At 45.8% G+C, this 14178-nt stretch carries 10 protein-coding genes; 7 read left to right on the forward strand and 3 right to left on the reverse strand.

All coding sequences use genetic code 11. The annotated features are described in order from the left end of the window. Nucleotides 1-13: 13 nt before the first annotated feature. Nucleotides 14-997 carry a GGGtGRT protein gene (locus J4N44_RS13190; RefSeq protein WP_009698677.1) on the forward strand — a complete coding sequence of 328 codons (984 nt, stop codon included), beginning with the start codon at nucleotides 14-16 and terminating at the stop codon, nucleotides 995-997. Nucleotides 998-1320: 323 nt separating this feature from the next. Beyond that, nucleotides 1321-2352: a 2,3,4,5-tetrahydropyridine-2,6-dicarboxylate N-succinyltransferase gene (gene dapD, locus J4N44_RS13195; protein ID WP_005391708.1), complete on the forward strand. Its 1032-nt coding sequence runs from the start codon at nucleotides 1321-1323 to the stop codon at nucleotides 2350-2352. A gap of 396 nt (nucleotides 2353-2748) precedes the next feature. Here the strand turns inward: dapD and glpQ are convergent, their stop codons facing one another. Beyond that, the gene (glpQ, locus tag J4N44_RS13200; RefSeq protein ID WP_005450899.1) at nucleotides 2749-3804 is read right to left on the reverse strand and encodes a glycerophosphodiester phosphodiesterase; all 1056 of its coding nucleotides are present in this window, start codon (nucleotides 3802-3804) and stop codon (nucleotides 2749-2751) included. 53 nt (nucleotides 3805-3857) lie between these two features. Next, entirely contained in the window at nucleotides 3858-5225 is a 1368-nt protein-coding gene (glpT, locus tag J4N44_RS13205; protein ID WP_029790411.1) for a glycerol-3-phosphate transporter, read from the reverse strand. 872 nt (nucleotides 5226-6097) lie between these two features. Between glpT and J4N44_RS13210 the strand changes: the two genes are divergently transcribed. The 5 genes from J4N44_RS13210 to mltC all read left to right on the forward strand — a co-directional run bounded on the left by J4N44_RS13210 (nucleotide 6098) and on the right by mltC (nucleotide 12539). Beyond that, entirely contained in the window at nucleotides 6098-6952 is an 855-nt protein-coding gene (locus tag J4N44_RS13210) for an MIP/aquaporin family protein (protein ID WP_005450895.1), read from the forward strand. Nucleotides 6953-7010: 58 nt separating this feature from the next. Continuing rightward, entirely contained in the window at nucleotides 7011-8528 is a 1518-nt protein-coding gene (glpK, locus tag J4N44_RS13215; protein WP_005450894.1) for a glycerol kinase GlpK, read from the forward strand. Nucleotides 8529-8718: 190 nt separating this feature from the next. Beyond that, nucleotides 8719-9510 (forward strand): DeoR/GlpR family transcriptional regulator, encoded by a 792-nt coding sequence (locus J4N44_RS13220; RefSeq protein ID WP_005450892.1) that lies wholly within the window; start codon nucleotides 8719-8721, stop codon nucleotides 9508-9510. A gap of 180 nt (nucleotides 9511-9690) precedes the next feature. Further along, the gene (glpD, locus tag J4N44_RS13225) at nucleotides 9691-11250 is read left to right on the forward strand and encodes a glycerol-3-phosphate dehydrogenase (RefSeq protein WP_005450890.1); all 1560 of its coding nucleotides are present in this window, start codon (nucleotides 9691-9693) and stop codon (nucleotides 11248-11250) included. A 176-nt stretch (nucleotides 11251-11426) separates the two neighbouring features. Further along, nucleotides 11427-12539 carry a membrane-bound lytic murein transglycosylase MltC gene (gene mltC / locus J4N44_RS13230; RefSeq protein ID WP_017189193.1) on the forward strand — a complete coding sequence of 371 codons (1113 nt, stop codon included), beginning with the start codon at nucleotides 11427-11429 and terminating at the stop codon, nucleotides 12537-12539. Between the two features lie 318 nt (nucleotides 12540-12857). Here the strand turns inward: mltC and J4N44_RS13235 are convergent, their stop codons facing one another. Further along, a complete protein-coding gene (locus J4N44_RS13235; protein ID WP_252044533.1) occupies nucleotides 12858-14042 on the reverse strand; it encodes an NnrS family protein in 1185 nt (394 codons plus the stop codon). Between the last annotated feature and the right edge of the window lie 136 nt (nucleotides 14043-14178).

Raw genomic sequence — 14178 nt, forward strand, 5'->3', positions numbered from 1 at the left:
GAGGAAAGAGATTATGAACACTCCAATTACTGAATCTGTACGTCGCACATTAGACGAAATGCAACTTTCTTCTCTGGAAGAGGCTTACCAATACTGTATGGATCGTGGTATCGACCCTAAAGCACTAGTGATGGACACTCAACCTATCGCGTTTGAAAGCGCGGCAGATGCCTACACACTGGGCACCGCTTTGGCGATTTTCCGCGGAGCAAAAACAGCAGAAGAAGCAGCAAACATCATCGGTGAAGGTCTTCAGGCGTGCACTAAACCCGGCAGCGTGGCAGAGCAACGCCAAGTGGGTATCGGTCACGGTGCATTGGCGGCTCGTCTATTGAATGAAGAAAGTGGCTGTTTTGCTTTCCTTGCCGGTCACGAGTCATTCGCAGCGGCAGAAGGCGCAATCAAAATCGCATTGAACGTGAACAAATCACGCAAAAATCCGTTGAAAGTGATCCTGAATGGTTTAGGTAAAGACGCCGCTTACCTAATTTCACGCATCAATGGTTTCACTTACGTACGCACTCAATACAACTACCAAACTGGTGAGTTAGTGGAAGTAGAACGTCGCCGTTTCTCCCAAGGTCCACGTGGTGAGATCCTTTGCTACGGTGCAGACGATGTACGTGAAGGCGTGGCTATCATGCATAAAGAACAAGTGGATGTGAGCATCACTGGTAACTCAACCAACCCGACTCGCTTCCAACACCCAGTAGCAGGCATCTACAAAGCAGAACGTAACCGTGAAGGCATGCCTTACTTCTCTGTGGCATCAGGCGGTGGTACTGGTCGTACTCTACACCCAGATAACGTGGCGGCAGGTCCTGCCTCTTACGGTATGACCGATACCATGGGTCGCATGCACGCCGATGCACAATTCGCGGGCAGCTCTTCAGTACCTGCACACGTAGCGATGATGGGCTTCATCGGTATGGGCAACAATCCAATGGTAGGTGCAACTGTTGCACTTGCCGTAGCCGTCGGTGAACTTAGCCTTTAAGCCGATTTAATCGCTTTCTATCCAAAGCGATTAAATCCAACAAACCCAGTGTAGGGGGAGTGACTTCGGTCCTCCCCTTATTTTTTGCTATGCCCCTTTTCCAACTTCACTTTGTCTTTACCCCAAATCGGTCTGAGAAGGCTTTTGCGACACATTTCTCATCAGACAAACATATCTCTAAAAAGACAAAAGGTATCCATCTACAGACTTTCTCCATTTCCCCTCTTTAAACTCCCCAACACTCTCTTTATGATGACTGACAACTTAATTATTTCTTGTCAGTGAACAGACGAGACACAAGACTCAACACATGGAGATCAACTATGGCTTTCTTCTCTCTAGCCTTTGGTACGGCAACTAAAAATCGCGACGGCAAAATCATCGAAGCGTTTTTCCCAAACCCAGTTCTTAACCCAAGCGAAGCGCTTGTTAACGCACTAGCAGCAGTAGCAGGTTACGAGCAAGGCAACCAAGCTATCGAGATCTCTGCAGCACAAAGCGCAGAACTGGCAGCAGCATTTGAAGCAAACGGCGATGCGGCAAACGCTTCTTTCGCAGCAAAAGCAGCAGAATCAGCACAACCACTTGTACTGGTTATCCTTGCAACTGATGAACAGCCACAAAGCGTTGCTGAAGGCTTCCTAAAACTTCAACTTATCTCTAACCGCCTAGTTCAACCGCACGGCACGGTACTAGACGGTATCTTCGGTCTACTACACAACATCGCATGGACTAACGAAGGTCCAATCGACCTACCTGAACTGGCAGAGCGTCAAATCGAAGCTCGCCTAGCGGGTCGTGCACTAAGCGTAGATTGCGTAGACAAGTTCCCCAAAATGGTGGACTACGTGGTACCAACTGGTGTTCGTATCGCTGACACTTCTCGCGTACGTCTTGGCGCACACGTTGGCGAAGGCACAACGGTAATGCACGAAGGCTTCATCAACTTCAACGCGGGTACAACTGGCGTGAGCATGGTTGAAGGTCGTATCTCTGCTGGCGTAGTGGTTGGTAACGGTTCTGACATCGGCGGTGGCGCATCTATCATGGGTACGCTATCTGGCGGCGGTAAAGTTGTGGTTTCTATCGGTGAAAACTCGCTACTAGGCGCAAACGCAGGTCTTGGTTTCCCAATGGGTGACCGTTGTACTATCGAATCAGGTCTATACGTAACCGCTGGCTCTAAAGTGCGCATGCTAGATTCTGCAGGCCAAGAAGTAGAAGTAGTAAAAGCACGCGATCTTGCTGGTGTTTCTGACCTACTATTCCGTCGTAACTCTGTAACAGGTCAAATCGAGTGTCTTGCAAACAAGAGCGCGGTTGAACTGAACAGCGAACTGCATAAAAACAACTAATAAGAATACCCAAATAACCTCGAGATACTTGATTCAGCGAGGCTGACTTGGCTTGCAGGCGCAGCAACGAGTTGAAGATCTAGTCAATCTAAATCAAAGCTCGTTAACAAAGCATGAAAGCCAAGACAACTCGCCCTTTGGGAGCGTGTCACTATCACGATTCCCACGTCAAATAACTTGAAAATAGCGAGCTATTTCACTTCGTCATTTTATCAGTGACCAGACTCTGAACTGAGCATCTTGAAGTCATTTAGGTATTGCAGTGAATTAGCCCTACGAAAAATCCCCCAGCAGGAAACTGTTGGGGGATTTTTTATTGCCTGATAGAGGGCACATTGTTACGACATGGCGTGTGACGTAATACTGAGAACTTCAAATACTCAGCTTTTTTGAATTTTACTTGTTCAGAAAGTTGACTGCTTTATCAGGGAAGTCAGTAAACAAACCATCCACTTTCACCTGATTGTAGAAGATGTCCATCATGCCATCGAAGCTGTCGGTGTAAGCAGGAATACGCCCTGGATCCGCGCGGAAAGTATAAGGATGCACTTGCAAACCCGCGTCTTTTGCCGCTTTCATCAAAGGTTTGATGATGATGTTATCCTTGGTTGATTTGTCATCCACCAACATTGGTTTCCAAGGACCGATCCCTTCCGCGTATTCCGCGACCTTCTTCATACCATTGGCTTCAAACATCCAGTCATAACTGTATGGTGTTGCTTTTTCGCCTTTGTACTCCATGGTCTCGTTCCAATCGGTGTAAGCCATGAGCTGAACGAGCTTTAAATCCATGTCCATTGCGGGCATGAGTTCACTGTTGATGCGCTGAAGCTCATTCGCATCAAAACACTGAAGGTATACTTTGTCGTCTTGCGAATCGTAACCGTACTGTTTTAAAACTTTAAGCACCGCTTTTGAGATGTCTTTGCCTTCATGACGATGGAACCACGGCGCTTTGATTTCCGGGTAAATACCGATGTCATAACCCAGCGTTTTGTTTAAGCCTTGGATCAGCTCAATCTCTTCAGCAAAAGTAGGTACGGTGAAGTCTGATTTCCACATTGGGAATCGTGTCGGATAGCCAGCAACCTTGTTACCTTTATCATCAATGTTAAAGCCTTCAGTGACTCGCAATGATTTGATTTCTGCCAACGTGAAATCAATCGCATAGTAACGACCATCTTTACGAGCACGATCCGGGAATCGCTCAGCTACATCGGTCACGCGATCGAGGTAATGATCATGCAATACAACGAGTTGATCGTCTTTGGTCATCACCACATCTTGTTCGATGTAGTCTGGTTTCATCGCGTACGCCAACGCTTTTGCTTCTAAAGTATGTTCTGGTAGATAACCCGATGCGCCACGGTGCGCGATAACAAGCGGTTGTGCAATAGCTCCAGCTGAGATGCTCAGAGCGAGAACCGTCATGCAAACTGACGTTGTTTTCATTGTTCTTTCCTTAGCTTATTGAAGGGGCAGTATTCCACCGCCCCTTTAATGTTTTATGACGCCAATGCTTCTTTCTCACGCACTTTTTGTTCATGGTGAGCACGCTCGCCAAGAAATGCGTAAGTTAGACAAACGATAGAGGTGATACATGAACCAATTAGGATGATAAAGCCGCCATCCCAGCCGAAGTGGTCTACTGTATAGCCAAGAATCGCGTTTGCCGCTACCGCACCGCCCAAGTAACCAAATAAGCCAGTTAGACCTGCAGCCGTACCTGCCGCTTTCTTAGGAGCAAGCTCTAGCGCATACAAACCAATCAACATTACCGGACCGTAAATCAAGAAGCCGATTGCAACCAGCGCCATCATATCTACTGCTGGGTTACCTGCTGGGTTGAACCAGTAAACCAACACCGCTACGGTTACTAACGCCATAAATAGAATACCGGCAGGAGCACGACGACCTTTAAATAGCTTGTCTGAAATCCAACCACACAATAGCGTACCTGGGATACCAGCCCACTCGTATAGGAAGTAAGCCCAAGAAGATTTATCAACCGAGAAGTCCTTCGCTTCTTTAAGGTATACCGGCGCCCAGTCCAGCACACCGTAGCGGATCAGGTAAACAAACGCGTTCGCAATCGCAATTGACCACAACAACTTATTAGAAAAGACATACTTGAAGAAAATTTCCTTCGCCGTCATTTCTTTTTCGTGTGATTTGTCGTAATCGTCAGGGTAATCGTCTTTATACTCTTCAATTGGCGGAAGACCACAAGACTGCGGTGTATCTCTTACGGTGAACCAAATAAAGACAGCTACGAGCGTGGCAAAAAATGCAGGAACATAGAAAGCGGTGCGCCAATCGTCGTTGAATGCCCAAAGACCAAGGATGAACAGCGGACCAATCAAACCACCACCCACGTTATGTGCCACGTTCCAAACCGACACTATCTCGCCACGCTCTTTGCGCGACCACCAGTGAACCATGGTTCGACCACAGGCAGGCCACCCCATACCTTGGAACCAACCGTTTAGGAACAATAGAATAAACATCGCTGTAATGCTGCCAGTAGCCCAAGGCATAAAGCCGAAGCAGAACATCACAAGCGCTGACATTAATAGACCGCCACTTAAAAAGTAACGAGGGTTTGAGCGGTCAGAAACACTGCCCATTAAGAATTTTGATAAACCGTAAGCAATAGATACCGCAGCTAAGGCAACACCTAAGTCACCACGACTAAAACCTTGTTCAATAAGATAAGGCATCGCCAAGCTAAAGTTTTTACGAACTAGGTAGTAGCCAGCGTAACCAACAAAGATGCCGATAAAGAGTTGCCAACGTAAGCGGGAATAAGTGCCATCGATCTTATCGGACGATAAACGATCGATGTGCGCCTTAGGTTTGAATATTCCAAACATAGGAACCTCATTAATAATGTGAGCGATGGTAGGGAGTATAAAATCGCGAACGAGCAAAAAGGAGTTTCGTTCGAAAGTGAATGCATTTTATGAAATTCGATTTTTATTTCTGTGACAAATGTTGCATAAGAATTAAATTTCAGTAAATACAGAAAATTAGAGGCTTTTAATTAGACTGCGCTTCCACTTTCTGCAGATTTCGTTACTGTCCACATAGAACACGAAGTGCGCAAACGAACAAAATCAGCACAATATTAAGTGAATCAAGTGCTCAAATGACCACAAAAATGGATAAAAGATGGAAGTTGAAGAGACGAAGCACGTGATTTAAGCCATCAAACGCCTCAATTGTGGCGTGTTGCAACAATGTCACCGTGTTAACAATTAGGGTCAACATAATCCCACCGCTTCCAACGTACATTTAGAGGTCGTCTCCAAGCAAAAGATGGCATATGTGCTACGGGAAACGGTCTTCTTTCTTTGAGATGGCGTAGCTCTTAGCAACGAGCGAATGAATATCAGCAATCCCTTATCATCATTAGTGTTAGCTAGCTCTTTAGGGTTAGTTTTCGACCAATAATCTGAGTATTTTCCCACCATTCGCGAAGCAGGTTCACAAAACTCCTCTTACCAGTTTGTGCATTGATTTTCACATCGGTAGTTTTAGTCCATCAAAGCAAAATTGAAGACCATAATTCGTTTTATCGAGTTTCCTTTTTGAGCAAAAGATGCGTCAATTAACAAAAACGAAGAGTTTGATTAACAAATTTATGCTCAAACGCTCATTTTTAGCGCTCGTTTGTTTTCGCAAACGTTTATATATGCACAATAGAACCGTGCTAGATAAGCATAAATATTAAAGGACTCTTAACATGACAACGAACAAACACCCCTCACTGCTCGGAGAATGTTTGGCCGAGTTTATCGGTACAGGATTACTTATCTTTTTTGGCGTAGGCTGTGTTGCTGCACTCGTTTTGACCGGGGCTCAATTTGGTCAATGGGAAATCAGTATTGTATGGGGCTTTGGCGTCGCCATCGCTATTTACTGTACTGCGGGCGTATCCGGTGCACACATCAACCCTGCCGTAACTATCGCACTGGCGATGTTCCATGGATTTGATAAGGCGAAAGTTGTGCCTTATATCATTGCGCAAATGCTAGGTGCATTTTGCTCTGCTGCTTTGGTCTACAGCTTGTACAGCAACCTCTTTACGGATTACGAAATCGCACACAACTTCGTTCGTAGCAGCCAAGACGCATTAGCCACAGCGGGCATTTTCTCGACTTACCCACATGCTTCTCTCTCTTTCTTTGGCGCTTTTGCTGTGGAATTCGTGATTACTGCAGTGCTGATGTTTGCCATTCTTGCTCTTGGTGATGAGAACAATGGCGCACCTCGCGGCGCGATGAACCCTCTACTGATCGGTATCCTAATTGCGGTAATCGGCGGTTCTCTAGGTCCACTAACAGGCTTTGCGATGAACCCTGCACGTGACTTTGGTCCTAAGCTGTTTGCCTACTTCGCAGGTTGGGATTATGCCCTGACTGGCGCGCGTGAAATTCCATACTTTATTGTTCCAATTCTTGCTCCTATCGCAGGTGCTTGCTTCGGTGGTTGGTTGTACCCGAAAGCGATTGCTGCATATCTGCCAAAGCAAGGTCATGGCTGTACTATCCCTAACCAGTGCGAAACCGAAGAAGAAGCAGAACAAGCGCAAGCTTAACCCCTACCAATTCGAACATTTACTAAAATATAAATAACGAAACAAAAGGATTCTTACCATGACTGAGCAAAAATACATTGTTGCCCTAGACCAAGGCACGACAAGCTCTCGTGCTGTCATTCTGGATCATGACGCGAATATCGTAAGCGTCGCTCAGCGAGAATTTACTCAGATTTATCCAGAGGCTGGTTGGGTTGAACATGACCCAATGGAAATCTGGGCAACTCAAAGCTCTACCTTGGTTGAAGCACTTGCGAAAACCGGCATCCGTAGCGACCAACTTGCAGGTATCGGTATTACCAACCAACGTGAAACGACGATTGTATGGAACAAAGAAACAGGCAAACCGGTTTACAACGCGATCGTATGGCAATGCCGCCGCACTGCCGATATTTGTGAAGAATTAAAAGCGCGCGGACTAGAAGATTACGTTCGCGACAATACAGGTCTGGTTCTAGACCCTTACTTCTCGGGTACAAAAGTGAAGTGGATTCTAGATAACGTTGAAGGCGCACGTGAAGATGCTGAAGCAGGCAAGCTGCTATTCGGTACTGTTGATACCTGGTTGGTTTGGAAGATGACACAAGGTCGCGTCCACGTAACCGACTACACCAATGCTTCTCGTACCATGCTGTTCAACATTAATGACCTATGCTGGGATCAAAAAATGCTGGATGAGATGGGCATCCCTGCATCCATGATGCCTGAAGTAAAACGCTCATCAGAAATCTACGGTCAAACCAACATTGGTGGTAAAGGTGGTACTCGTATCCCAATTGCAGGCATTGCAGGTGACCAACAAGCCGCTCTTTACGGTCAGATGTGTGTTGAAGCTGGTCAAGCGAAGAACACCTACGGCACAGGTTGTTTCTTGTTGATGAATACGGGTCAAGAGAAGGTAACATCGAAAAATGGTCTGTTGACCACGCTAGCATGCGGTCCAAAAGGTGAGCCAGCTTACGCCCTTGAGGGTGCGGTATTCATGGGTGGTGCTTCAATTCAATGGCTACGTGATGAAATGAAGATTCTGGCTGGTGCCGAAGATTCAGAATACTTTGCGACCAAAGTTGATACTTCAAATGGTGTTTACGTGGTTCCTGCGTTTACTGGTCTGGGCGCACCATATTGGGATGCTTACGCTCGCGGTACGATTGTCGGTCTAACTCGTGGTGTAAACTCTAACCACATTATCCGTGCAACTTTGGAAGGTATCGCTTACCAAACTCGTGATGTGCTGGATGCAATGCAAGCAGACTCGGGCATCAAGCTCGCGAACCTTCGTGTAGATGGCGGCGCAGTGGCGAACAACTTCTTAATGCAGTTCCAGTCTGATGTTCTTAATACCGAAGTTCACCGTCCTCAAGTAACTGAAGTGACCGCTTTGGGTGCAGCATACCTAGCCGGTCTAGCGGTTGGTTTCTGGAATAGCATTGATGAGCTGCAAGACAAAGCAGTGCTCGATCGCACATTCGAACCACACGATGATGAAGAAAAACGTAACCGTCGTTACAAAGGTTGGAAGCGCGCAGTCAAGTGTGCTCAAACTTGGTCTGAGCTTCACGACGAAGACGATTAATTTCTGATAAACGATTAGTTTCCCCCTGATTAATCGTAAAGAGCGCCGACTTGGCGCTCTTTTTTTGCGTTCGATCGCGGATTCCCTATTCCCACGACTTCTCACAATGCGCTAATTCGAGCACAATAGAGCGAGTTTCTATATTCGAATTTGAAGCATTGGCGATTACCAGTGCACAAGGGAGTGCTAAGTGAAGCAAATACCAAGACACCAACAGATTGTTGAGTTGGTGAAAAAACAAGGCTACGTCAGCACGGATGAGCTGGTAGAAAAATTTAATGTCAGTCCTCAAACTATCCGTCGCGACTTAAACGACCTTGCTGATGAAAACAAGATTCGACGCTACCACGGTGGTGCTACCATTCCTCTCAGTTCAGAGAACACGTCATATAACACGCGTAAAGCGCTTAACTTCAATGAAAAAGATGTCATTGCGGAAGAACTAGTAAAGCACATTCCAGATGGCGCAACCTTGTTTATTGATATCGGTACCACGCCAGAAGCTGTCGCTCGAGCGCTCAATAAAAACCACAAACAACTTCGCGTGGTGACCAATAACATTAATGTTGCCACCATTCTTTTACCAAACCCAGAAATCAAAGTTATTTTGGCGGGCGGTGAAGTTCGCAACCGTGACGGCGGTATTGTCGGTGAAGCGACGCTCGATTTCGTCAAACAATTCCGCCTCGATTTCGGCATTTTAGGCATCAGTGGTATCGATTTTGATGGCTCACTACTGGACTTTGATTATCATGAAGTTCGCGTTAAACAGGCAATTATTGATAACAGCCGCAGTGTGTTCCTTGCGGTTGACCATTCGAAATTTGGTCGCAATGCGATGGTGAAACTGGGCAATATCGCGCAATTGAACATGGTATTCACCAACAAACAACCACCAGAAGAGATTCTTGCGATTCTAAAAGATGCCTCGGTTCCCCTTGAAGTGGTTGATACACAAATAGAAAGATCTGAGAACGAATAGCAAATTATCTCTCTTTCTATACGAATAAATGACCTCTGTCTTAATTAGGCAGAGGTTTTTTTTGTGCCCAAATCACACAAAACGCTCATAAACGAAAATAAATAATGACCACAAACGAAACCTAAGCTAGGATAAACTCATGTTCTAAAATGCTCGTTCGCTCACCAAGAGGTCAAATTTATGAGTATCCAACAAAATGCTTCCACGACTAACGCATCCCCTACTTTAGACCTGATCGTGATCGGTGGCGGCATTAACGGGGCTGGTATTGCTGCAGATGCTGCTGGTCGTGGTTTAAGCGTCGGTTTGTACGAAGCTAATGACTTCGCATCGGCAACCTCTTCTGCAAGTTCAAAACTGATCCACGGCGGATTACGTTACCTTGAACACTATGAGTTTCGTTTAGTTTCGGAAGCGCTCGCTGAACGTGAAGTGATCTTACGTAAAGCACCACATGTGGCTCTACCAATGCGCTTCCGTTTACCTCATCGCCCATTTTTACGCCCAGCTTGGATGATCCGCTGTGGTTTGTTCCTTTACGATAACTTGGGTAAACGAACCACACTGCCAGGCAGCAAAACTGTCAACCTAGCAAAATCAGGTCTTTTGAAACCTGAAATGAAAACCGGTTTCGAATACTCAGATTGTTGGGTAGACGATGCGCGCTTAGTCTTACTTAACGTTCTGGCTGCAAAAGAGAATAACGCAGAAGTTCGCAACTACTGCCGCGTAGAAAAAGCACACCGTGAAGGCGGCATTTGGCATGTCACTATTCATGACGTCACCACAGACCAACGTTTCGAACGTAAAGCGAAAGCTCTGGTTAACGCTGCTGGTCCATGGGTGAAACAGTTCTTTGATGAAGGATTAGAGCAAACCTCCCCTCGCAACATTCGTTTGATCAAAGGCTCGCACATCGTTGTTCCTCGTATCCACAACGAGCCGCAAGCCTACATCCTACAAAACAAAGATAACCGCATCGTATTTATGATCCCTTACTTAGATAAGTTCTCGATCATTGGTACCACAGATGTGGAATACAAAGGCGATCCGCGTGAAGTCGCGATCTCCGAAGATGAAGTCGATTACTTGATCGATATCGTTAACCAACACTTTGTCCACCAGCTAAGCCGCGAAGATGTGGTATGGACTTACAGTGGTGTACGCCCACTGTGTGATGATGAGTCTGACTCACCGCAAGCGATCACACGTGACTACACACTAGAGTTGGATGCTGAATACGACCACGCACCTTTACTTTCAGTGTTCGGCGGCAAGCTCACGACATACCGTAAGCTTGGCGAAGCGGCAATGAAGAAACTTGCACCTTACCTACCTGAAATGGGTAAAGACTGGACGGCAAACCAAACCCTTCCTGGTGGTAACTTCAGTTGCAGCCGTGAGCAACTTGCGAAGATGATTCATGCGAAATACTCGTGGGCATCAGAGGCAATGTTACTGCGCTACGTGACTCAGTTTGGTACACAAACTTGGGATCTGATGGAAGGCACTAACAGCGTAGAAGATCTCGGTCACTGCTTCTCAGAGCAAGCAAGTGGCGTATATCAACGTGAAATTGATTACTTGATGAATCACGAAATGGCGCTAACCGATGAAGACATCTTATGGCGTCGTACAAAACTTGGCTTATACATGAACGAAGAGGAGAAAATCGCACTGGCAGAATATCTAAAAGAGAAGCTGCAACAAAAGGTCGTTAGCCTCTCACAAGTAAGTTAAATTGGACTCTCCTAATACAAAGCCTGCACCCCGCAGGCTTTTTTTTTGGAGCTAAATTCTAATATCAACACCTTCTATCGAAAGCACAAAAAGTTTTAATTTCAGACAATTAACACTCTTACTTATTATTTTCTTCAGTCGGCAATTGCCCTCACCTCTAATTAAATCGGTATCCGATGAAGAAATCGCTATTCCTGAGCTTACTTCTCCTCAGTGGTTGCTCTGTTGCTCCTGAAGAAACACCACCTTGCGCATGTGATGACTACGTACCTCCCTATGTAAAGCCGCCAAGTGCATCTAACCAAGAGAATATCCAACAGTTACTGGCTTACATTGCGCAAAAAGCCAAAGATCGCTGGGGTGAAGATGAGTTCGTCGAAGCGGGAAAACACCGCTACGTGAAATACCTTGATGGTTATAACACCCGCGCTCATATCGACTTCGAAGCGGGAAAAATCTACGTTTCGACAATTTCCCAATACCAGCCAACGGAAAAGCTACAAAAAGCGATTGTACAGACACTACTCATGCCTGCCGATCCAGCACATGCGGAGTTGTTTAGTGACAAGGAAGCGGTATTACGTGGTAAGCCTTTTTTATTGGGGCAAGTTCTCGATCACGATGGAAAACCGATTGAATGGGAATGGCGCGCCAATCGTTACGCAGACTACCTACTCGACAACAAACTGCAAAAGAAAGCCATCAAACACGGCAGTGCTTACTATGTCGAAATCAACATGGTGAAAGATCATCTAGAACAACGCGAATACCAGTACGCTGGCTTGATACGTGACGCTGCAAAACGATATGGTTTATCAGAAGATCTGATTTTCGCCGTGATCAAAACCGAAAGTAGTTTTAACCCTTATGCGGTTTCTCATGCTGGCGCTTACGGCTTGATGCAAGTGATCCCAAAAACAGCGGGTGCGGATGTGTTTAATTTAGTAAAAAACAAACCAGGTATTCCTACCAAAGAATACTTATTCGATCCTGCCAATAACATTGATACTGGTGCAGCGTATTTCTATATATTGAAAAACCGCTATCTACGAGACGTGAAACATCCAACCTCGAAGCACTTTAGTATGATTTCCGCCTACAACGGCGGCACTGGTGGTGTGCTTTCGACGTTTGATAGCGACCGTAAGCGTGCAATGAATGAACTTAACAGCCTCAACCCAACTCAAGTTTATGATGCATTAACCACTCAACACCCAAAAGGGGAAGCGAGACGCTATCTACAGAAAGTTCTTTATTTCCAGAAAGACTTCAGCCAAGGGAATATCTAATTTTACCTAGCCACAAAACGAAAAACGCCGCTTAGTTCCACGGAGGTATAGAACTAAGCGGCCATGTAATTACACGAAAGACACCTATGGGTCTAAAACGTCAATTGGCTAGTTAATCACTCATATTCATACGAGCAATAACAGATACAGAGTATCGAACTCCGCCTTTTCTGGCACGAGCAAAACTCAGATTAGAATTCAACGTTTTTCACATTCTTAATAATTTCCTTACTATTAATGGGTTATTTGCTGAAGCAACATCAAACAAAAAAGGCTTAGCATCTCGCCAAGCCCTTCTTCACTTTCATTTTTCTTCGATTATCCCGGATGACCATCCACACGCGGAGTTATCAACATCACACCAAAACGCCACACAAACATACCAAATGCAAGAATCCATAATGCTGCGCTGATATCAATCCAAAAGAACATCTGTGAAGGAGCAAATATCACACCTAAGCTTCTCGCTAACGCCGCAGCAATCACCGCCGCAAACGCGATACTCATGTTCGGACCTTTGTAAATCATACGTCCAGTGTGCCCCATGGTGACACGAGTAATCATTGCTAGGATTAAGCCACCTAGCGCACCAATCGCAAACAAATGAATCAAGTTGTGGTTGGCAAACGCGTTATCCCAGCTGCCACGTAGGATAAGACTTAAAGGCAGACACAAATAAGCCGCATGTAAAGACCAAACAAGTGGCTCGCTCAGAGTCAACCAAGGTTTCCAGCGTAAGAATCGAACCAATTGGGTGATACCAGCAAATAACATCAGCGGCTTCCCAAGTTCAGCAAACGTCACAGGGAAGAAACTCAGTACAAACAACATGACCAAAGGTAGGTTGGCGAGCCAATCTAGCCACATCAGCGGTTGAGCTTTTTCAAAGTTGAAACGACGTGCAGTAAAGAAAGGGATTACTCGCCCACCCATGACAGAAAGCAGTAAAGTGAACCACCACAGCATTGCTTGCCACACAGCAGAAGAGGTAAATGGAGGCATACCTTTGACCGTGGCATAACTGGCAAAGTTCGCAAAGATTGCAAGTAAGAATAACGGAACAAAAAATAGGTTACGCCACCCTTTAGCACGATAAACTCGTATGCCGACCTCATACGCTACAAACAGTAAAAACAGCGCTTCAACACTGCTGGTTAACCAAAGTGGTGCAGGGGTCCAAAGTAGAACTCGAGGAGAAAGCCATAACAAAAACAAGGCTAGCAAGGTGTAGTGCTTCGTCCCATTAACCCCCGTCCAGTTTTGTACCGCAGTCAGAACGAACCCCACCACAATCGCCATAGAGAAACCAAACAGCATTTCATGTACATGCCACCACAAAGCCGGAACACTCAACGCGCTAGGCTGCCCTGTTTGAAACATCCATACCCACAACGCAATCGCGATGATGGCGTAAATAGAGCCAAACAGGAAAAACGGTCTAAACCCAAGTCGCAGCCATGCGGGGATTTTTTCTTCCACTTTTTTATCGGTGATATTCAGCATTGTGATGCCCTTACGTACCAATTCGTACTGTCGAAAAACTTAACGTCAACGATCTTAACACAAACATGCATAAAAAATACATGTTATAAGATCAGACTATCCTTTAGAGGTAAAACATTGCGCCTGATGCCGTGGA

The sequence above is a fragment of the Vibrio sp. SCSIO 43155 genome, from assembly GCF_023716605.1.
In the GTDB taxonomy this organism is placed as follows: Bacteria; Pseudomonadota; Gammaproteobacteria; order Enterobacterales; family Vibrionaceae; genus Vibrio; species Vibrio harveyi.